Origin of the sequence: Acetobacteroides hydrogenigenes (genome assembly GCF_004340205.1) — a bacterium.
GTDB lineage: Bacteria > Bacteroidota > Bacteroidia > Bacteroidales > ZOR0009 > Acetobacteroides > Acetobacteroides hydrogenigenes.
In genome coordinates, this window is record NZ_SLWB01000013.1 from 35,973 (window position 1) to 58,360 (window position 22,388).

The 22,388-nt window shown below is 44.7% G+C and carries 21 protein-coding genes, 3 tRNA genes and 1 other RNA gene; 14 read left to right on the top strand and 11 right to left on the bottom strand.

The window, feature by feature from the left end; genetic code table 11:
• Window positions 1-319: 319 nt before the first annotated feature.
• Window positions 320-669: RNase P RNA component class A (gene rnpB / locus CLV25_RS12175), an RNA gene on the bottom strand.
• 18 nt (window positions 670-687) lie between these two features.
• A complete protein-coding gene (locus tag CLV25_RS12180; RefSeq protein WP_131839935.1) occupies window positions 688-1,770 on the bottom strand; it encodes a Smr/MutS family protein in 1,083 nt (360 codons plus the stop codon).
• Between the two features lie 80 nt (window positions 1,771-1,850).
• Here CLV25_RS12180 and CLV25_RS12185 point away from each other — a divergent pair, with 80 nt between their 5' ends.
• The 4 genes from CLV25_RS12185 to CLV25_RS12200 all read left to right on the top strand — a co-directional run bounded on the left by CLV25_RS12185 (window position 1,851) and on the right by CLV25_RS12200 (window position 7,183).
• Window positions 1,851-3,068: an S-adenosylmethionine:tRNA ribosyltransferase-isomerase gene (locus CLV25_RS12185; RefSeq protein WP_317129325.1), complete on the top strand. Its 1,218-nt coding sequence runs from the start codon at window positions 1,851-1,853 to the stop codon at window positions 3,066-3,068.
• 44 nt (window positions 3,069-3,112) lie between these two features.
• A complete protein-coding gene (locus tag CLV25_RS12190; protein WP_131839936.1) occupies window positions 3,113-4,351 on the top strand; it encodes a TlpA disulfide reductase family protein in 1,239 nt (412 codons plus the stop codon).
• A gap of 315 nt (window positions 4,352-4,666) precedes the next feature.
• On the top strand, window positions 4,667-5,116 hold the full coding sequence (locus CLV25_RS12195) for a cold-shock protein (protein WP_131839937.1): 450 nt from the start codon (window positions 4,667-4,669) through the stop codon (window positions 5,114-5,116).
• Window positions 5,117-5,284: 168 nt separating this feature from the next.
• Window positions 5,285-7,183, top strand: a complete 1,899-nt coding sequence (locus CLV25_RS12200; protein ID WP_131839938.1) for a YgiQ family radical SAM protein — start codon at window positions 5,285-5,287, stop codon at window positions 7,181-7,183.
• A gap of 401 nt (window positions 7,184-7,584) precedes the next feature.
• On the opposite strand, the gene CLV25_RS12205 is transcribed toward CLV25_RS12200, so the two are convergent.
• The 4 genes from CLV25_RS12205 to CLV25_RS12220 all read right to left on the bottom strand — a co-directional run bounded on the left by CLV25_RS12205 (window position 7,585) and on the right by CLV25_RS12220 (window position 10,884).
• A complete protein-coding gene (locus CLV25_RS12205) occupies window positions 7,585-8,097 on the bottom strand; it encodes a hypothetical protein (RefSeq protein ID WP_131839939.1) in 513 nt (170 codons plus the stop codon).
• 147 nt (window positions 8,098-8,244) lie between these two features.
• The gene (locus CLV25_RS12210) at window positions 8,245-9,186 is read right to left on the bottom strand and encodes a transporter (protein ID WP_131839940.1); all 942 of its coding nucleotides are present in this window, start codon (window positions 9,184-9,186) and stop codon (window positions 8,245-8,247) included.
• Between the two features lie 207 nt (window positions 9,187-9,393).
• Window positions 9,394-10,110, bottom strand: coding sequence for a hypothetical protein (locus CLV25_RS12215; RefSeq protein WP_131839941.1), 717 nt, complete (start codon window positions 10,108-10,110; stop codon window positions 9,394-9,396).
• A gap of 27 nt (window positions 10,111-10,137) precedes the next feature.
• Entirely contained in the window at window positions 10,138-10,884 is a 747-nt protein-coding gene (locus CLV25_RS12220; protein ID WP_131839942.1) for a hypothetical protein, read from the bottom strand.
• Between the two features lie 430 nt (window positions 10,885-11,314).
• On the opposite strand from CLV25_RS12220, the gene CLV25_RS12225 reads away from it, so the two are divergent.
• Window positions 11,315-11,671: a rhodanese-like domain-containing protein gene (locus tag CLV25_RS12225; protein WP_131839943.1), complete on the top strand. Its 357-nt coding sequence runs from the start codon at window positions 11,315-11,317 to the stop codon at window positions 11,669-11,671.
• A 67-nt stretch (window positions 11,672-11,738) separates the two neighbouring features.
• Here CLV25_RS12225 and CLV25_RS12230 read toward each other — a convergent pair whose 3' ends face one another.
• The gene (locus tag CLV25_RS12230; protein WP_131839944.1) at window positions 11,739-12,608 is read right to left on the bottom strand and encodes an NAD(P)-dependent oxidoreductase; all 870 of its coding nucleotides are present in this window, start codon (window positions 12,606-12,608) and stop codon (window positions 11,739-11,741) included.
• 159 nt (window positions 12,609-12,767) lie between these two features.
• Here CLV25_RS12230 and CLV25_RS12235 point away from each other — a divergent pair, with 159 nt between their 5' ends.
• A complete protein-coding gene (locus tag CLV25_RS12235) occupies window positions 12,768-13,121 on the top strand; it encodes a DUF1456 family protein (protein ID WP_131839945.1) in 354 nt (117 codons plus the stop codon).
• Between the two features lie 12 nt (window positions 13,122-13,133).
• Here CLV25_RS12235 and CLV25_RS12240 read toward each other — a convergent pair whose 3' ends face one another.
• Complete coding sequence (locus CLV25_RS12240; protein ID WP_131839946.1) at window positions 13,134-13,340, bottom strand: ubiquitin family protein; 207 nt, start codon at window positions 13,338-13,340, stop codon at window positions 13,134-13,136.
• 200 nt (window positions 13,341-13,540) lie between these two features.
• Here CLV25_RS12240 and CLV25_RS12245 point away from each other — a divergent pair, with 200 nt between their 5' ends.
• Window positions 13,541-14,521: an L-histidine N(alpha)-methyltransferase gene (locus CLV25_RS12245; protein WP_165877076.1), complete on the top strand. Its 981-nt coding sequence runs from the start codon at window positions 13,541-13,543 to the stop codon at window positions 14,519-14,521.
• A gap of 123 nt (window positions 14,522-14,644) precedes the next feature.
• Window positions 14,645-15,997: a DEAD/DEAH box helicase gene (locus CLV25_RS12250; protein ID WP_131839948.1), complete on the top strand. Its 1,353-nt coding sequence runs from the start codon at window positions 14,645-14,647 to the stop codon at window positions 15,995-15,997.
• 69 nt (window positions 15,998-16,066) lie between these two features.
• Here the strand turns inward: CLV25_RS12250 and CLV25_RS12255 are convergent, their stop codons facing one another.
• From CLV25_RS12255 to CLV25_RS12265, 3 genes are all read right to left on the bottom strand, one after another.
• Window positions 16,067-16,702, bottom strand: coding sequence for a porin family protein (locus CLV25_RS12255; RefSeq protein WP_131839949.1), 636 nt, complete (start codon window positions 16,700-16,702; stop codon window positions 16,067-16,069).
• 31 nt (window positions 16,703-16,733) lie between these two features.
• On the bottom strand, window positions 16,734-18,203 hold the full coding sequence (gene cls / locus CLV25_RS12260) for a cardiolipin synthase (RefSeq protein ID WP_131839950.1): 1,470 nt from the start codon (window positions 18,201-18,203) through the stop codon (window positions 16,734-16,736).
• A 222-nt stretch (window positions 18,204-18,425) separates the two neighbouring features.
• Window positions 18,426-19,268, bottom strand: a complete 843-nt coding sequence (locus tag CLV25_RS12265) for an SDR family oxidoreductase (RefSeq protein ID WP_394345242.1) — start codon at window positions 19,266-19,268, stop codon at window positions 18,426-18,428.
• 126 nt (window positions 19,269-19,394) lie between these two features.
• Between CLV25_RS12265 and CLV25_RS12270 the strand changes: the two genes are divergently transcribed.
• The 6 genes from CLV25_RS12270 (at window position 19,395) to CLV25_RS12295 (ending at window position 22,378) form a co-directional block, all read left to right on the top strand.
• Window positions 19,395-19,467, top strand: a tRNA-Lys gene (locus CLV25_RS12270).
• 22 nt (window positions 19,468-19,489) lie between these two features.
• Window positions 19,490-19,562, top strand: a tRNA-Lys gene (locus CLV25_RS12275).
• A 24-nt stretch (window positions 19,563-19,586) separates the two neighbouring features.
• A tRNA-Lys gene (locus CLV25_RS12280) sits at window positions 19,587-19,659 on the top strand.
• 110 nt (window positions 19,660-19,769) lie between these two features.
• Window positions 19,770-20,078: a tetratricopeptide repeat protein gene (locus tag CLV25_RS12285; protein ID WP_131839951.1), complete on the top strand. Its 309-nt coding sequence runs from the start codon at window positions 19,770-19,772 to the stop codon at window positions 20,076-20,078.
• Window positions 20,079-20,378: 300 nt separating this feature from the next.
• Complete coding sequence (locus tag CLV25_RS12290; RefSeq protein ID WP_131839952.1) at window positions 20,379-21,800, top strand: anthranilate synthase component I family protein; 1,422 nt, start codon at window positions 20,379-20,381, stop codon at window positions 21,798-21,800.
• 2 nt (window positions 21,801-21,802) lie between these two features.
• A complete protein-coding gene (locus CLV25_RS12295) occupies window positions 21,803-22,378 on the top strand; it encodes an anthranilate synthase component II (protein WP_131839953.1) in 576 nt (191 codons plus the stop codon).
• Window positions 22,379-22,388 lie beyond the last annotated feature (10 nt).

The following is a 22,388-nucleotide window of genomic DNA, read 5'->3' on the forward strand; positions in this document are numbered from 1 at the left end:
ATTTTAGAGGGTTTGCAAATGTAAATGCCCGGAGAAATTAATCACAAGCGAAGTATACACATGTAACTTACAAAAAGGTAAACTCTTTGTTTTTGGTTACATGTGTAATTTCACGTAATTATTACAATTGTAGAATTAAATTAAGTTGAATGATTGTAGTAAAAAGAAAACAATCGGACAATCTTACTATAAATAATGACTATGGAGAGGAAAATTTTGTCAACCCCTCCTATCAATACTAACTATTCGGCTTATCTAGCTGATATATAAAACAAAGCAAGCGCTTAACATAATAGTCGAGCGCTTGCTGCTGTAAAACAAAAAAGGATTGGCGATAAGCCGGGTTCTGTTCCTCTTGCGAGGCTCTGCCATTTATCTCGACTGACAGTCACCTGTCAGCTCTAGCGACCTACCCCCCGACTTGAGCGAGCAACCCTAAGCGTCGGTATACATGGTCTTGCAGCTCACCAGGCGTACGGCTAACCATGTTGCCATGGCTACCGGTGGGCTCTTACCCCACCTTTTCACCCTTACCCTGCAAGCAGGGCGGTTATTCTCTGTTACACTACTATACCCTTGCGAGTATCTTCCCGTTAGGAAGCGTGATGCTCTATGCTGCCCAGACTTTCCTCCAGCAGTCTTGCTGCTAGCGGCAGATTGCCAATCCTTTTATATCGTAAAAATATCCTATTTCAAAATTACCATGGTAGCTCCGTAGCCGTAATCCTTAAACGAGGCATCCTGAAACCTTAGCTTAGGATACTTACGTTCCAACGTTTTGCGGATTTCGTGCTTTAGCTTACCATTACCAACGCCGTGTATGAATACTACTCGCTTGGTTTTTGATATAATAGCACCTTCAAGAACGGTAGTAAAGCGAGCCATTTGCATCTCAAGTATCTCACCATTAGATAATCCTGCCGAATTTTCGGTAAGCGCCTCTATATGTAGGTCTATCTCCTCTTGTTCTGGGGTTGATTTCAAATTCAAAACCGGACGAACATCTTTTTTCTCCTTCAGAGCGCTTTCAATATCCTTTGGAGAGATTGTTAGCACTGGTTCAGAAGACTTTGCGCTTGTTGATACTGTGAAAACTACCGCCTCCTCGTCGAAGTAATCGTTTGCCTTAAAGCTATTAGCCTTTACAAATTTGAGAGGATTAAGCTCTAAGTTTACCTGATCGGGTATCACCGGAATAAAATCCCTATTCTTAAAGTAGATAAGGCTAACGTTAAACACCTGAAGCTTCGAAAAGTCTTCGCGATTCAAGGTGCAAATGCGCTCCTTGCTATCAGGTTCCATTAAGCCGGAACCGATTGGCTTTAGCAGCTCCTTATCCGTCCACTTACCTATAGAATAAGCAATTCGGTAGTCACCATCGTTAATGATATAGATATCCAAATCGGCAGTCGATGCGTTCTGCTTATTAAACGGAACAAAGCCCAAAAGAACGTTGTAGTTGTTGGTTGTTGGATCGATAGCCTCCTCTTGCCTACGCTCAGGAACGTAGAAATCAGGAAACTCATCTTCATCCTCTTCCTCATCCTTTTTCGGTTCGTTTACCACAGACGAAGGCCTATGAGCGTAGCTTTCTGAGGTGAAAATGTTGTCGTTCTTATCGTTAATTACCACAATCTCGTTAATCGAAACAGGGATTTCGAACCCATCCTCATCCTGTACTGCAACGATATTCTTGTTCATAAAGCGAACGACAATACCACCGCCTACCGAGTTCAAAAAGCGCACCTTATCGCCTATCTTGCAGTTCATCTTTTTTAAATGATAAATGAAACCTAAATGGAGAACAAAAGTAGTATTTTTGCGGGGTTTCCGCTACATAAATATTTATAATGATGACTCCCCATGCCCAGCATATCGCAATAGGCGACTTTAACTACGACCTTCCGGATGAGCGAATAGCCAAGTACCCGCTTGAAGAGCGCGACCTTTCTAAGCTGCTTTTCTTCAATGGAAATAACATTGATGATAAACAGTTTAAAGAGTTACCAACGCTGCTTCAAGATAGCGATTTGCTCGTGTTCAACAATACGAAAGTGATACAGGCGCGAATGGAGTTCTTCCGTTCTACAGGTGCCCGAGTGGAGATATTTTGCCTAGAGCCAGCCGACTCTTCGGACTATGAGTCTGTTTTTCAAGCAAAAGGAAGCATTACATGGAAGTGTATTGTAGGGAATCTGAAGAAATGGAAAGAGAGCACGCTTGAAAAAAAGCTCGATTTGAAGGGAACAGCAGTTACCCTTACAGCACAAAAGCTAGAAAAGCCAAACGATAACGTATTGATTATGTTCAGCTGGGATGGCGATTTTACCTTCAGCGAGATACTTGAGGCAAGCGGAACAATTCCAATTCCACCATATCTCAACAGAGATACTGAAGACATCGATCTAAATCGCTACCAAACAGTGTACTCAAAGCATAAAGGATCGGTTGCAGCACCAACCGCAGGGCTACACTTTACCCCTAGCATCATCGAAACGCTAAAAAGCAACGGTGTTGACACTGCTGAGGTTACGCTACACGTTGGCGCAGGCACCTTTAAGCCCGTTAAAACGGAGGATGTTGCCGACCACGAGATGCATACCGAGCATTTTTCCGTAACGCTAGAATCGCTAAAGAAGCTTAGGAAGCATCTTGGAAACGTGATTTCGGTAGGTACTACCAGCATGCGAACGCTCGAAAGCCTTTACTGGTATGGCGTTCGTGCAATCAGAAGCGGCAACCCTAACTTCGAAAAGCCCATTGAGCAATGGGAACCCTACCAGCATACTGAGGTGCACTCGGCAGAAGAATCGATGAATGCGCTTATCTCCTATCTGGAAAGAACGGAAAAGAACGAGCTACATGCTGCTACACAAATTATAATTGTAAGCGGCTACAAGGTTCGAATGATCAAAGGATTGGTTACCAACTTCCACCAGCCACAAAGTACGCTACTGCTGCTGGTATCTGCACTGGTTGGCGAAAGATGGAAAGATATATACAACCATGCACTTGCAAACAACTACCGCTTCCTGAGCTACGGCGACAGCTCGTTGTTGATGCGTTAATATGATAAGCTAATCACCAATATAACTAATAAACCAGCTTAGCTATGAAATTCAAACATTTTCTCATAATTGGGATTTGCCTTTCTGGGATAAGCCTAAAAGCACAGATTAATCCCGCACTAAACGGGAATTGGCTCGGTGCAATCGTGCTCGATCCTACTGAGAAAGGAATGGACGTTCCCTTTAACATGAGTATATCGAGCATTAAGGGTAAGCCTTCTACTATTAACATTCGATCGGCAGCAGACAAGATTGTTGTAAAAGAGATTGAGCGACAGGGAGACTCCATCTTCTTTAAGATGCCCGTGTTTGTGAGCGAGGTTACCTTTAAGGTCAAAGGAGACAGCCTTGTGGGGCGCTACTACCCCAAGGGAAAAGGCAAAGGTGTATCGTACAAGTTCTATGCACTTAAGAACGTTACCGATCGCTTCCCCTGGTTTAAGGAAACCCCAAAAGTAAACGTAACCGGAAGATGGAAGTACATCGTTAATCCAAACACGTCTAATGCCGACTCTCTTGTTGCCGAATTTAAGCAGCAGGGAGCAAAGTTTACCGGATCGATACTGGACCCAACTGGAGATATGCGCTTTTTGGAAGGTAAAATTGCAGGAAACAAGTTCTACATGTCAGGATTTGACGGTGGTAGAGCCTCAATATTTACTGCAGAAGTAACTACCGATGGTCGCATTATCAACGGAAGAATGATGACCAGCCCAGCTTATAAGCCAACATGGATTGCAATAAAGGACGAGAATGCAAAAATTGCCGAGAGTAAAGATCTTATCAAGGTAAAGAGCGGTATTAAGAACTTCAAATTCTCTGTAAAGGACCTAAACGGTAAAACCTTCACCTCCGATGACCCAAGCCTAAAAGGTAAGGTTCTCGTGGTGCAAGCATCAGGATCGTGGTGCCCCAACTGTTTGGACGAAACTAAGCTCTACCAGTCGCTCTACGAAAAGTACCACAACAAAGGGCTGGAGATTGTATCGCTAATGTTTGAGGAGAACGACCTCGAGAGCTCGAAGTACCGCATCCAACGATTCGTGAGCCAAACCGGAGCCAAGTACAACTTCTACTACGCTGGACCACGCAGCAAGAAGAACAAGGAAGAGGTGCTCTATCCATTCGAGGGTGTAGTTGCATTCCCAACCACCGTTTTCATCGATAAGAAGGGTGAAATCAGAACCGTTCATACCGGATTCTCGGGTCCAGGAACCGGCAGCCACTACACCGAGCTGGTGAAGGAGGTGACAGCAATCATAGAGGAGCTAATCAAAGAATAGCACTGACAGCAGCCTATACCGATATAAGGTAAGAATGCTGCAATATAGCGAGCTCTCCGAAAGATAATCTAATGCACATCGCAAATAAGCGCCATCTTTTTAGGTGGCGCTTGTCATTTTGCGAGCAATAACAGCCGCTTTCCCGAAGTAAAATCATCCGTTAAGCAACATAATACCAAGAAAAAAGCGCACCAATAAAAAATCATCACAATTAACCCATTATTTTGAGTATCTTTGGAAAAATGTCTATGAACAAGAATATTAACTTTAAATTCATAGCGGAAGTAGTATTGAAAACCAAAAAACATCTGTAAAATGGCAAGACCAGCGGGTTCTTGGAACAAGAAAGAAGTCCAAAAGAAGAAAGATCAAAAACGTAAGGAAAAGGAGCAGAAAAAGCTCGAGCGTAAGGAAAGCGGCAGGAGCAGCCTCGACGACATGATTGCCTACGTTGACGAAAACGGCATGATTACCTCTACGCCTCCCGATCCTACAACCAAGGCTGAAATTGACCTTGACGACATTCAAATATCCGTTCCTAAGGATTCGGAAGTCGAGCCCGTTTCGACGACCCGAACTGGAATTGTAACGTTCTTCAACGAGTCTAAGGGCTTTGGCTTTATCAAGGATCTTAAGACACAGGAGAGCATCTTTGTTCACGTTAATGGGCTTATTGATGAGGTGAAGGAGAACAACAGGGTTACCTTCGAAGTTGAAAAAGGTTTAAAGGGACCGATGGCCGTAAAGGTTAAGCTGGATAAGTAGAAATCGATTTTAGATTCTAGATATTAGATTTTAAAAGCTCAGCAGGTATTCCTGCTGGGCTTTTTTCGTTTACCATACGAGCCGCGATTAATCGCGGCTCTACATCACGATTCTAGCCATATGTAAAAAGAGCGTATATTTGCAGCTTAACTAGAATGACTTTACGTAATGTCGCACATACGAAATAGCGAGGGACTGAAGATTACCGACTGGCTGCCCACCTCGAAAAAGGAGATGGAGAAGCGCGGATGGGACGAGGTGGACGTGGTGCTCTTTAGCGCCGATGCCTACATCGATCACCCCTCGTTTGGCGCTGCGGTAATTGGGCGTATCCTAGAGGACGAGGGCTTCCGCGTGGCCATTGTGCCCCAGCCCAACTGGCAGGACGACCTCCGCGACTTCAAGAAATTTGGGCGACCACGGCTGTTCTTCGCTATCAGCGGCGGATGCATGGACAGCATGGTGAACCACTACACCGCCAACCGACGCCTGCGCAGCGACGACGCCTACACCGCCGGAGGAAAGGCCGGACAGCGTCCCGACTACGCCACCTACGTATACAGCAACATCTGCAAGCAGCTATACCCCGACGTTCCGGTGGTAATCGGCGGCATAGAGGCGTCGTTGCGCCGCCTTACGCACTACGACTACTGGCAGGATAAGCTCAAACCATCGATACTGGCCGAATCGAAGGCCGACCTGCTGGTGTACGGCATGGGCGAAAAGCCCATTGTGGAAATTGCCCGAAGGCTTAACGATGGTTACACCGTTGACACGCTTACAGACATCCCCCAAACGGCGTTTACAGCTGAAAACGACATCGACCTAAGCCATTTAAACCCACTTATCCGTTTAAATTCATTTGAAGAGTGCGTTGAAGACAAGGTTAAGTTCGCGCTTAACTTCAAGCATATAGAGGAGGAATCGAACAAGTACGCGGCGGCCTATCTGGCTGAGGCTTTCGAGGATAGAGTTGTGGTGGTAAACCCGCCATACCCCTACCTAACGGAGGAGGAAATCGACCACAGCTTCGACCTGCCGTACACCCGCTTGCCCCACCCGCGTTACAACGGTAAAGGGGCCATCCCGGCGTACGATATGATCAAGTTTTCGGTAAACGCCCACCGCGGCTGCTTTGGCGGTTGCTCGTTCTGCACCATTTCGGCGCATCAGGGCAAGTTCATCTCGTCGCGCAGCGAGGAATCGATCCTTAAGGAGATCGAGGAGATCACCCATCACCCCGAATTTAAGGGCTACATATCGGACCTGGGCGGGCCATCGGCCAACATGTACAAGATGGAGGGCCGCGTGAAGGAGATGTGCCAGAAGTGCCGCAGGGCCTCGTGCATCTTCCCGAACGTATGCCAGAACCTGGACAACAACCACGCCCGACTGCTGGAACTGTACCGCAAGGCAAGAGCCATCAAGGGCATCAAAAAGATATTTATCGGTAGCGGCATCCGCTACGACCTGTTTATGGGCGGGCTCTACAAGACGAGCGCGGCCAACCTGTCGTACCTGGAGGAGGTAATGCTGCACCACGTGTCGGGCCGATTGAAGGTTGCCCCCGAGCACACCTCGGACGAGGTGCTAAAAATGATGCGAAAGCCCTCGTTTAAGCTCTTCGAGCAGCTAAAGGTGGACTTCGATGCCATCAACCAAAAACATGGGCTTAAAGAGCAGCTAATCCCCTACTTCATATCGAGCCACCCCGCCTGCCACGACAGCGACATGAAGGACCTGGTGGAGCGAACCAAGCGCCTCGACTTTAGGCTGGAGCAGGTACAGGACTTTACGCCTACGCCCATGACGCTATCGTCGACCATCTACTACGCTGGGATTGACCCCTACACCATGCAGGCGGTGTACACGGCCACCTCGCGCGAGGAGAAGCTGCGCCAGCGCGACGCCTTCTTCTGGTACAAGGGCGGCGGCAAGCCTGCCGATGCCCGCAGCGCCGGAGGCCCTAAGGCGAACAGCTTTAAGGGCAAGGAGGCGTTCCGCAGCAAGAGCGAGCGCGTACGCTTTAGCGGGCAGAAGCGAAAGGGCAAGGGAAAGGAGAAATAGCCACACGCATAGCACCGCAAAGGCTCAATCGGACTCGGTTGGGCCTTTGCTGCGTTTGGGAGATTGGGCAACGACCGCTGATAAATTGCCATACACTGCTGAAGAATTGCTATACACCGCTGGGAAATCGCTATACACCGCTGATGTATGCCATACACCGCTGGGAAATTGTTATACACCGCTGATGTATGCCGTACACCGCTGGGAAATCGTGATACACTACTGAAGAATCGTGATACACCGCTGATGTGCGGCTTTCGGCTGCTGGAGGCGGGGGGATACTCCTTTTACACGGTAGGGAGACGCATGCAATGCGTCTCTACGCACAACGCTTATTTGGGCAGCTGTAGGGGCTCGATGTGCGCGCCTCCCTACTTGCGGCTGGCTGCTGCTTAACCAAGTTACCTTTTATTTTTCGCCTCATTAGCCTTTTCTTCTGCAATTCTCTCAGAAACACCTTCAGGAAATTTTATTGCCATCCATAAGCTAAAGATGAATAGAACAAAACCTCCTATTGCAAAGCCAATATCCACAGGACTGTATCTTGTGTATGGCTTTAATATTAGGTTATTAACAACTACTTGAGCTAATATGCCATCTTCCTCATAAAGCCAAACTTCTGCTGTATCACCTTTCTTTACATGAGCCAAAATCGAATTGATATCTTTTGTATACCAACTTCCAAAAGGTTTATTGGAACTATTCAAAAATATCAAAACCCCTTCATTAAAGTCGCTTGAATCCTTGGTGTAAACCCAACCCTTTTTTATACCCACAACTTTACCACTGTAATGCTCCAGCTTTTCCAGAGGTGGCATTTTCATCATTTGATGAATAGCGAAGATGCTAATAAATAATGAGGTCACAATCACAGATCGTGTCCCCCGCTGAACGGAATCACCAAGAAAACCCATAGCCGTTGAATTTTAAATTACCAATTAGTTCATCTATTTATTTTGGCATTAGTGTATTGTTTTATCCTCTCACTAGCCTAAGCGCCTGCCTTCGCCGAACCGCAACCAAAAGTAGCAAAAAAATAAAGCGCAGCCGTGGGGTTTGCGCTACTGCCCCTGGCGCTTCCTGTATAGCTGGTAGGAGTTGAAGAGGTTGTGCCAAACGCTGTAGAAACCGCCGGCGATGGCCGTAACGGGGCTCAGGAAGGTGGCGCCAAGCCAGATGGAGAAGACGGTGTTCTTTTGGCCGAGGCTCTGTCCGCCGCCGATGCGGTCGTGGTAGCGGGCGCCAATTGTTTTGCCAACGGCAAACTGAACGATGCAGCAGAGGAGCGAAACGCCGGCGATGCCGAGCTCGTAGCCAAGGCTCACGTGGCTGTGCACGATGCTGCGCACGGTAACGGCAATGGCGATAACCAGCGCCACGGCCCACAGGTAGAAGGCCACCCCGGCGCACTCCACCAGCCTACGGTGCCACTTGGGGAGGTACACCCGCACGGCCCAGGCCGCCAGGAAGGGGAAGATGAGCAGCGGGAACACCTTGTGCAGGATGAGCAGGAAGGATGGCCAGAAGTCCAGCGACGCGCTGGTGCCCACCAGCGAGAGCACCAGCGGTATGCAGATGGCCGAGGCGATGTTGATGAGGATGGTGTAGCTGACCAGCGCTTGAGTGTCGCCGCCCAGCTTGCCGGTAACCACGGCGGCGGCGGTGGCCGTAGGCGTAATCATGCAGATCATGGCCGCCTCGACAATCACGCGGTAGGGCGAATGGGGAAAGAGGTAGAGCAGCAGGCCGAGAAGGCAAAACGTGCCGACTTGGACCAGCAGCAGCCAGAGGTGCAGCGGGCGCAGGCGCAGCTCGTGCGGGTTAACCTTGCAGAACGAGAGGAAGAGCATGGCAAAGATGAGCAGCGGCTGAAGAAAGCCGATGAGCTCGTTAACGAATGGCTTTGCGGGTGCCAGTATGGGGATGCTCACGAATGCGAAGTAGCCCAGTATCCCGGCGAGCATCGCAATGGGGAGCGTCCAGTTTTTGAAGAATTGTACCATGGCTTTGGCGGTTTCGGGCGCAAAGGTAAGGGCGACCGCCCTAGAGTATCCTCCGATGCTGCTAAATTATCTGAAAGGGGTTGGGGTTTAGCGGATGATTCGCCGATAAGGACCATAAAAAAAGCAGCTCTGTCGTCGCGACTTGCTGCCTTTTTCACACTTTTAAAACCTTTACTTACAACTAAGAACTTTTACATCTTTCTGAAGCTAGCTGGTTGGCTTCTCCTTTTTAGGAGGCTCCTTGTAGCCCACCTGCTTAAGCGCGCGGATGAAGGAAAACTTTTCGGCATCGAGCTTGTCGGTAAGCATCGATGCGGCCAGCTTGGCAATGATGATCCCTTCGTCGTAGAGATCGTTAAGCTTATCGTTAAGGGCAGCCGAAACCACCTTTTGGTTGGATTTTAGCACCTCCTGCTCCGAATTCAGGTTGTAGAAATCGTCGGCCAGCAGCTTTAGGTCGGCGATGGATTGAGGGTTCATGCCGGAATCCACAAACTCCTTCTCCATTTCTGGGGTGAGGTTTTTGCGGAACGTGGTAAGCATCTCAATTATCTGATCCTGGCCAGCAACGCTAATATGCTTAACGAGGGTTAGCCCAAGAGATACGAGGTAGCGCTGGCACTTGGCTTTGTCCTTACGGAAGTCGAGCTCTACCTGCATCTTAATCTGCTGAAGTAGCGTTTTGGCCGAGGCTTCTTTAGCAAGAACCACCTCCGTCTTTTCCTTGATGGCAGTAGCGGCATCGTAGCCAAAGTCGTTCTTTAGGATGGCGTTGATGGTAGCAATCATCCCTTGGAAGTATGCGTCGTCCCACTTTGGACGAATCTGCTTAAGCTTATCGGCCACCGAGATGGCATTTTCTAGGATTATCCGTAGGGCAAGCAACATCTGAATTGCCGTCCCCCTGTACTTACGATTGCTCATAATAAAAATGGTTATGTAGTTTGTAGATTAGTACCTTCTCCGGCGCTTGCGGCGGGTGGTGGTTGTCGATCGGGTACGGGGGGCTGGCTCCACGTAGCCCACCTCTTCGAGGGCCCGCTGGTAGGAGAGCGTCCCGGTTTGGGCCACCTCGGGCAGCAGCACCGTGGTGATGGTGACGATGTCCATCACCTCGTCGTAGAGGTTAATAAGCCGATTGATATCGTCGTAGGAGAGCTGAACGGTAGCGCGGGCAAACGAGTCGATCTCGACGTTGAGCATTTCGCATTCGGCGGCCAGCTGAAGGATATCGGCGATGAGCTTGGGGTTCATGCCGGCATCGACGAGCTGCTGCTCGATCTCGGGGGTCATACTCTTGCTGAAGACTTGCAGAATGGACAGGAGCTGGCTCTGCGAGGCAAGCCCGAGGCTCTTGGTCTTGTAGAAGCCCAACGTTTCGATGAGCGACTTCCTGGTAACGTAGTCGTTCTTGAAGTCGAGCTCGATTTGGATTTGGATTTGCTGAAGAAGAATTCGGGCGGCGGCCTCTACCCGATCGGCGATCTCGGCGCGATCCTTAAGCGAGATGGTAAAGTTGATGCCGAATTCGTTGTAGAGGATGGAGTTTACCTTACTTAGGTAGGATTTCAGGAAAGCCTCGTCCCATTTGGGCCGTACTTCTTTAATCCGTTCTGCTATACCGATGGCATTTTCTAGAATAATTCTTAATGCAAGAAGCATCTGTATGGGCGTACCCTTATACTTTCGAGTGCTCATATATATAAATATTAGGTTAATAACACAACCATAAAAATAGCAGATTATTCCTAACGTTATTCTTTCAAGCGTAAAATAAATTAATTTTAATTAAATGGATGCGAGAATTAATGCTGTTTTTATCGCTTATTGCAGCCGTTTCGGCCCAATAAATTGCTGTTTTAAGGGATAAAAAGAGGTGATAGAACTCCATTCGGTAACCAGTTATTGGCAAAATCCGACCAGTTATTGGCAAAAATCAACCAGTCATTCATTTTTGCGAATTTTCATCGAATACATTACTTAAATATTTACTAGCTTTGTTAGCCTTTGCTACGGCTACATGAATATGCTGCTTTAAACTACTGAATACTAGAATTAAAATAAGGATCTAAAATAAACTTTTTCAGGAATAAGTCCGTTTAACCCTATGCCAATATAACCAACAGCCATGACCACTACAAATGTTTACCCTTATCTACTAACAATGCTTTTGGAAGAATCCAAGAAGCTGCTGCTAATAGATATCAGATCGACACAGGAATACGACGCAGGCCATATAAAAAATGCCTGTAATGTTAGCGTATGTAAGAAAACGGATGTGATGAAGCTCGAGAAGTATATCGCCAACAACCAAGATTCTATAATATACTGCAATTCGGGGCTAAAAAGTATGTACGTTTCGAGACTGCTCAACAAAGAAGGAATCTGTAGCCATGTACTAATCGGAGGATTTGAAAACTTTGTCGCATCGATAAAAGAGGTAAAAGGGCTGGTAACCCGCGAAAATCGAGTTTACCTCGATTAGACGCAAAACCAACTAAAAGAAAAGCGGAGCTCCAAAGCCCCGCTTTTTTATTTTCCCATACAAAATCTTAGTTCTCCCTTTTTGCAAGAAACTCTATAATGGCAGCAGAGTCTAAATCTCCAAAACCAGAAGTGCTTGCGCTCTTGTAGTTATTCTCAATTTGCAAGCCAGCATTGGTAGATAACCCCTGCTCTTTTGCCAACCTAAGATCTTTGGCTAGATGCTTGAGCGCAAAAGCGGCAGTGAAATCGTTGTTAACCAAGTTAGCGGTCTTTATCTTGCTGATGCCACATCCCATGGCACCCTCGTTAAGAATGGTCATCATATCGGCCGTAGAAATGCCCTTTTGGTTGGCAAAGATCACCATCTCGGCCATCCCCTCGAAGTAGAAGGCCAACATTAGGTTGATGGCCAGCTTAGCGCTATTCCCTGCACCATTGGAGCCGAGGTGTATAGCCATTTTGCCCAAGCAATCGAAAATGGGTTTTGCTAGCTCGTACTGAGGTTTCTCGCCACCTACCAGAATCACCAGCTGCCCATCTTGGGCAGGCTTTACGCTACCCGAAACTGGAGCATCGAGATACGCCAAGCCCACCTCGGAGGCTTTACCCGCTAGATATTTGGTGGTATCGGGAGAAACGGTGCTCATATCAATGGCAAGCTTCCCGTTTAAATTGCAGCAACTTAAAATACCCCCATCTCCTTCAAAAATCGACTTAACAGCAATATCGTCGGAAACCATGGTTATGATAACATCAGAGCCGTTCACCAGCTCGTGAATCGTTGCAGCATGCTTTGCCCCCATCGCCTGCAAGGGTTGTTCTTTACCTTCAGTACGATTGTAAACGGTAACATCGAATCCTGCTTTAAGCAGATTTAAGGCCATGGGTGTTCCCATATTGCCTAAGCCTATCCATCCTATACGTTGTTTTTTCATCGGTTAGCTAGATTTTATAGAGCCAAAGGTAGAGAGTTTGAGGTAAAGATGTTCTGAAGAAGCGTAGGAATTGCACCTAAAACTTGACATATAGCCGCTCACCATATCGCCTACTTCGCTTTATAAATAAAAAGTATATTTGCAGAAAATTAGAGAACAATGGATAATAACGACATACTAAAGAAGCTTCGAGTGGCGCTCAAGCTCCGTGACGACGAGATTGTTGAAATACTGAAGCTGGTGGATTTTCGTATAACCACCACCGAACTGGGGGCTTTCTTCCGCAAGTCCGACCACCCCAACTACAAGGAATGCGGCGATCAAGTGCTACGAAACTTCCTGAATGGGCTAATCATCCACCTAAGGGGACCTATGGAGAAAAAGGAGCCGAAAGAAGATGCCCCTAAGCCAGCAGACAGCACAGCGTCGAAGTCAAAAGCAAAGCGTATTCCGCCAAAGAGTAATCTTAAGCGAACCTATAAGCCAATAAACAAAAAAGGTTCTGACAATTAGTCAGAACCTTTTTTATTCGGTTTCTTCGGGTTTGTGGTAAACCATCCTATCACCATCCAGTAAAGGATACTTTATCCAAAGCGTATGACGAATTGGTTTTCCATTAACCGAAATAGTCATTCTTGGTACCCTTTTCACATGCAGCAAGCCAAGTAGGTCGCTTATTTTTATCACCTCGCGATCTATTTCGATCGATTTTTCGTTTACAAATACTTCCACTGTTCCTCTTTTTTGGGTATTGCCACTCTCATAATAGTGCCGAACAAAGGTAGCAGAAATCTTTAAGCCAAGCATAAGAACTGCTTTTCTTCTTGTTAGACTTACTTTTAGAAGTAAAAAAATAACATATCCGCAAAATATGATGTTGTACTATGAGACAGGTTTGTTTAGTATCATTTAATGGCAATAATACTCTGGTAATGTACGAGTTTAAAGACAATTTCCACAACAAGCTCACCCCTCTGATTTTTGATAAATCAACACACGAACGTGTAAATAATATTCTTAAGGGATTTCGACATACTCCCAAACATATTGACACCAATCACCTTATGAATAGCAACGAATCGGCATACGATTCGTTTAGCAAAGTATCCCCACTAAATAATCTCATCTATTCAAAGAGTAAGGCTATCAGTAGCAATAGGGACGCTATAAAAGAACTTTTTACTAATGAAGAAAAAATCAGGCTCATCGAAATAGGAAATAGTAGCAGTTTAAAAGTCAAATCGCTGATAGGAATACTACAAGCTAGCAATATCCAGTTTGAAATTTTACCTATTTCGAACTCAAAAACCTATCTTGAATACTACCTTACCATGCTCTGGCAGCAGTTTCCTTCTATTAATATATTCCCTTTGGCCGGGAATTACATTGATATACTTACTGATTTAGCAAGCGATAACACGTCCAAGCTTGTGGTGTTAAGCAACCCCACAGCCAAACAGAACCGTGAAGAAACAGCATTTCAGGTTGAACAGATTAGCAAGAGGTTATCTGCCGGAGACTGGATTCAGATCGATTTTGAGCTTAAAAGCGATCCCCGACATCTCTCGAACGAGAGAACCAGCTGTGCATGCAAGGATGCGCTTATAAACGAATTAAACGAGATATTACTCGGAAATTTTGATGCAAATTGCTTTATCTACTACTCGAACTATTGTCCACAAACAGGCAAATTGCAAACTTGTTTAGTAAGCACTAAGCCTCAAAAGGTCTATTTGGCAATTATCAACGAAACCATCAGCTTTAAAATGTGGGAATGCATTTCAATTGATTCAATTCAGAAGTACGACGCTGAAGAAATTACCAATTTTGCACTTAATGCTGGATTTATTCCACGGCTAACCCTATACGATTACAATCGGCAAAACTGCTGTGCTTTCTGGCAGAAAGTCTAAATAGTGGCAGAGAAGGTAATCTAATAACATATGTTAATGGTTTAATTTCCATTCTTATAAGTTAATGCTAGTTTCATTTGCTTATTAGCGTTACCTTTGCCCCCCAAACAAGAACTTACCAAAGTGACATTCGACGAGTTTAACCTAAATGCTCCGTTAAGAAATGCCCTAGAGGAGCTCGGATACATTTATCCAACCCCCATTCAGCAAAGCACATTCCCCGTCGCGATGTCGGGGCGCGATGTAATAGGCATTGCCCAAACAGGAACTGGAAAGACATTTGCCTACTTGATTCCTATCCTACGCCAGCTAAGCTACTCCGATCAGAAGCAGCCTCGAGTAATCATTATTGTTCCAACCCGAGAGCTAGTTCTTCAAGTTATAAAGGAAATTGAATCGCTAACCCCTTACATGACCGTTAGAATTGCAGGCGTGTACGGAGGTGCCAATATTAACACTCAAAGGCAGATTATTCACGACGGCTTGGACATCCTTGTTGCAACTCCTGGTCGCCTATACGATCTAGCGCTTACCGGGGTACTTCGCTTCAAGTCCGTTCAAAAGTTGGTAATCGATGAGGTTGATGAGATGCTAAACATGGGCTTCAGACCGCAGCTAATGAGCATTTTGGATTTGCTCCCCGAAAAGCGACAAAACCTAATGTTCTCGGCTACGCTAACTGCCGATGTAGAGGCGCTTATCGATTTATACTTCGATAAACCAGAACGCATTGAGGAAGCACCTCATGGAACGCCACTAGATAGTATCGATCAGCGCACCTACTTTGTTCCCAACTACAACACCAAGGTGAATATGTTGGAGTACCTTCTTGTCAACGAAGAGGATATGAGCCGGGTGCTAATCTTTGTACGGAACAAGCGTATTGCAGACAAGCTCCACGAGCGCCTCAGCGAAAAGCATCCAGGAAAAATCGGCGTTATCCACTCCAACAAGGCACCCAATACCCGCGTAAATGCTCTGAATCGTTTTCAAAATGGCGAGTCGAGGGCGCTAATTGCCACAGATATTATCTCTAGGGGATTGGATATATCGGACGTTTCTCATGTCATCAACTTTGATACACCAATGGAGGCGCCAGATTACATACACCGTATTGGTAGAACCGGACGTGCCGACAAAACGGGTATTGCCATCAACCTGGTTGTAAAAGACGACGAGGAACTACTAATGGCCGTTGAACGCTTAATGAAGAAGCCTATCCCTCAAATTCCACTACCAGAAGATCTCAAAATATCAACAGTACTTACCGAAGACGAAAAACAAGCACCTTTATACGACAAAAACTACCTAAAAGCACCATCAATAAAGAATTCCAAGGGGAATTTCCACGAAAAAAAGGAGAAGAACAAGAAGGTAAACCTTGGAGGTCCTAGTAAACGGAATGACAAAAAGAAAGCCAAGTTTAGTAACAAAAAAACGACACAAGGCCCTAAGACTGGAAAAATGTACTTCTAGCCTACTTTATAAAATAAAAGGGTGTTTCTTCATAGAAACACCCTTTTTATTTTGCTTTGCCAATATAGTCTAGAACAGCTTCAATCCAAGAGTAAAAATGAACTGCTGAGGACGGCTTCCAAAGTTCACTTTGCTTCCTGATGCTGTATTATAAGCAGATCCAAGTTTGCTGATGCTAGTTTCGTATCGAGCATCCAACGAGATCTTTGAAATATCAAGACCAACACCAGCCTGAAGTCCCCAATTAGCCTTATCCATATCCTGATCCAATCCACTAACATTGTCAACTATGTTAGTGTTGCTCAGAATGATAGTTGCAACAGGCCCTGCATTTACTCGAAGTGGACCAAATTTAGTTCCAAAAAGGATTGGGATATTCAACGTATTAAGTTTGTTAACTTCCTTGCTAACAGTAGTTGTTCCTATTTCTTGCAATGTTATCTCAGTACTCGATTGTGCGTAGTACAATTCAGGTTGAACAAAGAATCCTAGAATAGAAACACGAGCATATGCCCCTGCCAAGAATCCAACTTTTGCCTTGTTGTTGATTATATCGTAGCCTTTACCTTCATCATTGGTCAATGAAACATTCTTAAAAACATCTGTTGTGGTATTGACACCTGCCTTCAACCCAAACGTCACCAACTGAGCATTAACAACTCCTGTAAAACCCAACAGAACTACAATTAAAAAAAACTTCCTCATAGTATTCAAAAAATTAATTGGTAAAACTTAGCTATAGTAATGGGCTAAACAACCGCGCTACCGATTCTTTTAGCCCATTAATAAAGGGACGTCGCTCCCATGTGTGAAGCGTAATCAGCTTGCAATCTAACAAATCTTTATGGAATTGGCTTTCCAACTCCTTTGCAAAACCATTATCATATATAAAAGCAGACACTTCGAAGTTATCCTCAAACGAGCGTATATCCATGTTGGCAGTACCTATACTGGCAAAGTAGCTGTCAACCATAATGATTTTCGAATGGTTGAAGCCTTTTTCATACAAATAGAACTTGACCCCTGCCTCTAGCATTTCTGTTAAATACGAAAGGGTACTCCAGTAAACAATCGTAGAATCAGACTTATGCGGAATCATAATTCGAACATCAACACCGCTTAATGCTGCGGTCTTTATTGCCGTTAAAATGCTCTCGTTGGGCATGAAATACGGTGTTGAAATATAAATATGTTCTTTAGCCTTAGTTATGGCAGAAAAGTATGCCTGCATAATACTAGCCCAATCAGAATCTGGGCCTGCACTGCATATCTGGACTGGCGTATTTCCTGTTTTATCTAATGGAGGCAAATACTTTTCTACATTTTGAAACGTTTTTCCACTTACAAAATACCAATCCATTTGAAAAACAACGCCCAATAAATGTACTGCATCACCTTTTATCATTAGGTGAGTGTCTCTCCAAAAGCCCAAATTAGGATCACCCTCAATGTACCTATCGGCAACATTTATTCCTCCCACAAAACCAATTCTACCATCTACCACTACAATTTTACGATGGTTCCTGAAATTCACCTTACGAGTAAACCAAGGAAAGCTAACCTTCATAAAAGGGTAAACCTCGATGCCAGCATCTCGCATCTTCTGAACAAACGAACTTTTTAAAGACCAACTACCTACATCATCATATATCAAGCGAACCTCTACGCCATTTTGAGCCTTCTCTATGAGTATTTCTTGAATTTGTGTTCCTATTTTGTCATCAGAAAAAATGTAGTATTCGAGATGAATAAAGCTTTCCGCCTTAGATATTTCATCTATTATGGCAGCAAAAGTTTCAGACCCATTATTAAGTAAAGCCACACAATTATTCTCTGTATAAAGCGATTTACTATTGTTCAATAGCAAGCTGATTATAGGACGAAACTGCTCCTTTATATCGTTGCCTAGCTTACGTTTTGAATAGCTGGCAAGTTGTTCCTGTAGCACGACATCAAGGATAGCTAAGTCCTTTAATCCTTTACGATTAAACAGTTTTTGCTTCCGAAAATTTTGCCCAAACACAAAATATATGAATATTCCTACAAGAGGGAGTAGAATTATCACTAAAACCCAAGATATTGTCCTTACTGGATCCCTCTTCTCATGAATAATGAGGGAAACAACGAAAAACACGGTAAATAAATATAAGCCCTGTAATAAGTAGCTAAGCTTTATTTGAAGTATGTAGTGAAAAATATTCTCCATTGCTAATGTTTCCGATTTTAAAAGTAGCCAATTTCGGGATAAGCTCACACTGTTAAGCGCAAAATTTAATGAGATTAGCCAATTTATACGAAAAAGACAGCATTCTGATATAAAAAGTCGTTACACTAAAAGATGTATTTAATTATAAAACAGCAACTACAACAAAAACAAAGGGATATCAATTCAGTTTGATACCCCCAACGGTTTATGTTATAGCACGACCTACCTTTTTAAAGGAGAATTTGGTTCTTTTGCCATCTCGTTAAAGGCCAACTTATCCAAAAGAGCAGGAGCAATCTTGCTTAGAAAAACAGTTACCTTCCCCACAAGGGTCATTACCAATGTGCGCTTTTTACGCTCAATACCGTTGGCAATCCTTAGGGCAACCTCTTCAGAAGACATCATCTTTGCTTCTTCACGAGGCGTTTCCCCTTGTTTTTGACCATCTTGATTCAACGCATTTAGTCGGACATTTGAGGCTGTAAACCCTGGTGCAACCACCATTACATGCAGCCCCTGCTTTAAGGTTTCAACACGCAATGTTTCCAAAAAACCGTTCATAGCAAATTTTGATGAAGAATAACCCGTGCGCCCAGGCAATCCCATAAAACCAGCGATTGAGCTAACCCCCACTATACTACCCTTAGACTGCAGCAAATGAGGAAGAGCATACTTAGTACAATAAACAGTTCCCCAAAAGTTTACGTCCATTAACTTGCGAATTACATTCAGGTCGAGATCCTCGAAAATTGCACGCATAGAGATGCCCGCATTGTTAATCAGAATATCGATGCTGCCATAGGAAGAAAGAGCAAATTCCACAAAATTCTGACATGATTCCTGATTAGCAACATCGAGATGACAGGCTACAGCAACTCCCCCATCCTTGGAGATCAAATCGACAATAGCAGCCAGTTCTTCAGTATTACGAGCTCCCAGCACAACTTTAGCACCACGTCTGGCAAATTCGAACGCACAAGCCTTACCAATTCCAGAAGATGCACCCGTTATGAGTACAACTTTCCCCAAAAAATGATTTTTACCCATTGTTATCTTATTTCTCATAGCCAGCCAAATAGGGTATAATTGCCCGATTTTACTGGATTGCAAAGGTTCAAAAGTAACGAAAAAACCAATATTGGGGTTGTTCAAATCAAAAAAAGGCGTACCTTTGCACCGCATTTGAACAGAGATTCAGTAGCTCAGCAGGTAGAGCACATCCCTTTTAAGGATGGGGTCCTGGGTTCGAGCCCCAGCTGGATCACAAGGTTAAAAGCATTTTCGGAGATTCAGTAGCTCAGCAGGTAGAGCACATCCCTTTTAAGGATGGGGTCCTGGGTTCGAGCCCCAGCTGGATCACTAAGGTTAAAAGCATTATTCGGAGATTCAGTAGCTCAGCTGGTAGAGCACATCCCTTTTAAGGATGGGGTCCTGGGTTCGAGCCCCAGCTGGATCACAAGCCCATCAGTTTTGGTGGGCTTTTTTATTTTCATCACCTTAAAAATAGCTATCCTACTTGAGATGCATTAATAATCTTCTACATTTGCCGAAGTTAATTCCCAGCATATGAACAGAGTTAGTCAAGCCATAGAGTTGTTCGATCAGCACAGGTACAGCGAAGCTTTATCAGAAATAGAAGCAGCAAAAAAAGAGGGTGTTGTGTCATTTGATTTATACCTCTATCAAGGACGAATTCTGCAGAAGATGAGTCAATATGGACCAGCAATCAACTCCTACACGCGCGCGATGGAGATCGACCCAAACGATTCTCGTCCCGAGAACGAGATCCAGCTTATAAAAAACATACTCTCCATTACTAACAACTTTTACTACGAGAACCCTTACACCGATATGGAATTAATTGACAAGCTATAAGTCTAATTCAGAGTCTGAACTTCAGTCCTATGAATGACTCTAGTATTTCCTTTAGCAAAATTTATGAAGAGAAAAGGTTGCACATTCAGCAAATCATTTCTATACTTGCAAGCACGAAAAAACAAAAATTAAGATGAATCGCAGTTTACAACTTTCTCAAGCATGGTGGTGGCGCAACAAAAATTTGTTGTGTTAAGCCGTTATGCCTAGTTGAGAAATTGTAAGACCAAAATATTAAAGGGGCTCGCTTAACACAAGCGAGCCCCTTTTGCATTATTCAACTCCGAACTTTATCCGCATATGAAAACAAAATACAGCCTTAAGAAGAAAGTTATAAAGCTTCCTGCAGACACCATCACCCCTGTTGGTGTTTACCTTAAGATGCGCGACATGTACCCTGGCGCTTTGCTGCTCGAGTGTACAGACTACAGCTCGCAGCAAAACGCCTTTTCGCATATCTGCCTAAATCCGATACTAGGAATAGAGGTAAGTGAAGCAGATGTTTCAACCTACTATCCCAATGGAGAAAAGGCGCTAATAGCAACTGCAAACCTTGTAGAACAGATAAACGCTTTTATCAGCAGTATCGAGGTTGTGAACTTTCAAGAAAATGACTTCGGTGTTGATGGACTTTTCGGCTTTACCTCATTCGATAGCGCTGTTATTTTCGATAAATACCCAGATGATATTGTAGAGAAGGTTTCACAGAACCGTGAAATACCATTCCTCCGCTACGATCTATTCAAGGTGGTAATTTCGTTTAACCACTTCAACGAAACGCTTGCAATCACCGAGTTTTACAATGAGGATTCGCCGCTATTGCTAACCGAAAGCATTCAGGCGCAACTAAACAACCGCAACTTTGGCTCGTATCCCTTTAGCACAGAAGGAAGCGAGAAAAATCCTCTAAAGGATAGCGATTTCAAAGCAATGGTTGCAAAAGCCAAAGAGCACTGCCAGCGTGGCGATGTTTTTCAGCTGGTAGTTTCGAAACCATACCATCAGAAGTTTAAAGGCGACGAATTTAACGTTTACCGTGCACTTCGTTCGGTAAACCCATCTCCATACCTATTCTACTTCGACTATATTGGCTATAAGATATTTGGTTCATCGCCAGAGGCGCAGCTGAAGGTTGGCGAGGGTAAGGCAACCATCAACCCCATTGCTGGCACAGTAAAACGTACCGGAGATGCGCTAACCGACTTTAAGCTTGCCAACGAACTTATCAACAATCCAAAGGAGAACTCAGAGCACGTAATGCTGGTAGATTTAGCCCGCAACGACCTGAGCCGCAGCTGCGACAACGTGAAGGTTGAAATCTACAAGGAAATTCAAACGTTCTCGCACGTAATCCACCTAGTATCGACCGTTACAGGCGATATTCGCAAAGGCTCCACTCCTTTTACGCTTTTTGCAGACACTTTTCCTGCCGGAACGCTAAGCGGTGCTCCAAAGCACAAGGCAATTGAACTGATTGTTGATATGGAGCCAACACAGCGCGGTTACTACGGCGGTGGAATTGGTTACATTGGACTAGATGGATCGCTAAACCACGCCATTACCATTCGCTCGTTTTTTAGCAAGCATGGCGTGCTAACCTACCAAGCCGGCGCAGGCGTGGTAATTGACTCTACCGAAAAAGGAGAGCTACAAGAGGTAAATAACAAGCTTAACGCCCTTCGTTCGGCACTTGAACTAGTATCTAACTACATAAACAAATAGTAATGGCAAATATTCTTGTATTCGACAACTACGATTCTTTTACCTACAATTTGGTTCACTACGTACGCAAAGTCGGTGGTCATAATGTTGATGTTTTTAGAAACGATGAAATTGCTTTGGATGATGTTGAAAAATACGATGGTATCATTCTGTCTCCAGGACCGGGAATTCCAGAAGAAGCAGGCTTACTGCTTCCGCTAATAAAAAGATACTACAGCACAAAAAGAATATTTGGTGTTTGTCTTGGTCAGCAGGCAATAGCAGAAGCATTCGGAGGAACGCTCATCAACCTCGAAACTGTTTTCCACGGAGTTGCATCAACCATTAATGTAAGCATGCCTAATCATTATATATTTAACGGATTACCTCAAAGAGTTGAAGTAGGAAGATACCACTCTTGGGTGGTATCGAAGGAGACGCTTCCAACCTGTCTGACCATCGAAGCGGAAGATGAAAATGGCGAGATCATGGCGCTTAGTCACAAAGAATTTGATGTTTGTGGAGTACAGTTTCACCCCGAATCGGTGCTAACGCCTCAAGGATTCGAGATGATAAAAAATTGGTTAGATAGATTTTAGATCATTCAAA

Bases quoted from the DNA above. Each gene is read 5' to 3' on its own strand.
- CLV25_RS12205 (WP_131839939.1), bottom strand. From the start codon at position 8,097: ATGGGTTTTCTTGGTGATTCCGTTCAGCGGGGGACACGATCTGTGATT.
- CLV25_RS12195 (WP_131839937.1), top strand. From the start codon at position 4,667: ATGGCAAGACCAGCGGGTTCTTGGAACAAGAAAGAAGTCCAAAAGAAG.
- CLV25_RS12295 (WP_131839953.1), top strand. From the start codon at position 21,803: ATGGCAAATATTCTTGTATTCGACAACTACGATTCTTTTACCTACAAT.
- CLV25_RS12285 (WP_131839951.1), top strand. From the start codon at position 19,770: ATGAACAGAGTTAGTCAAGCCATAGAGTTGTTCGATCAGCACAGGTAC.
- CLV25_RS12220 (WP_131839942.1), bottom strand. From the start codon at position 10,884: ATGAGCACTCGAAAGTATAAGGGTACGCCCATACAGATGCTTCTTGCA.
- CLV25_RS12210 (WP_131839940.1), bottom strand. From the start codon at position 9,186: ATGGTACAATTCTTCAAAAACTGGACGCTCCCCATTGCGATGCTCGCC.
- CLV25_RS12290 (WP_131839952.1), top strand. From the start codon at position 20,379: ATGAAAACAAAATACAGCCTTAAGAAGAAAGTTATAAAGCTTCCTGCA.
- CLV25_RS12185 (WP_317129325.1), top strand. From the start codon at position 1,851: ATGATGACTCCCCATGCCCAGCATATCGCAATAGGCGACTTTAACTAC.
- cls (WP_131839950.1), bottom strand. From the start codon at position 18,203: ATGGAGAATATTTTTCACTACATACTTCAAATAAAGCTTAGCTACTTA.
- CLV25_RS12190 (WP_131839936.1), top strand. From the start codon at position 3,113: ATGAAATTCAAACATTTTCTCATAATTGGGATTTGCCTTTCTGGGATA.
- CLV25_RS12265 (WP_394345242.1), bottom strand. From the start codon at position 19,268: ATGAGAAATAAGATAACAATGGGTAAAAATCATTTTTTGGGGAAAGTT.
- CLV25_RS12215 (WP_131839941.1), bottom strand. From the start codon at position 10,110: ATGAGCAATCGTAAGTACAGGGGGACGGCAATTCAGATGTTGCTTGCC.
- CLV25_RS12225 (WP_131839943.1), top strand. From the start codon at position 11,315: ATGACCACTACAAATGTTTACCCTTATCTACTAACAATGCTTTTGGAA.
- CLV25_RS12230 (WP_131839944.1), bottom strand. From the start codon at position 12,608: ATGAAAAAACAACGTATAGGATGGATAGGCTTAGGCAATATGGGAACA.
- CLV25_RS12245 (WP_165877076.1), top strand. From the start codon at position 13,541: ATGTACGAGTTTAAAGACAATTTCCACAACAAGCTCACCCCTCTGATT.
- CLV25_RS12180 (WP_131839935.1), bottom strand. From the start codon at position 1,770: ATGAACTGCAAGATAGGCGATAAGGTGCGCTTTTTGAACTCGGTAGGC.
- CLV25_RS12255 (WP_131839949.1), bottom strand. From the start codon at position 16,702: ATGAGGAAGTTTTTTTTAATTGTAGTTCTGTTGGGTTTTACAGGAGTT.
- CLV25_RS12235 (WP_131839945.1), top strand. From the start codon at position 12,768: ATGGATAATAACGACATACTAAAGAAGCTTCGAGTGGCGCTCAAGCTC.
- CLV25_RS12200 (WP_131839938.1), top strand. From the start codon at position 5,285: ATGTCGCACATACGAAATAGCGAGGGACTGAAGATTACCGACTGGCTG.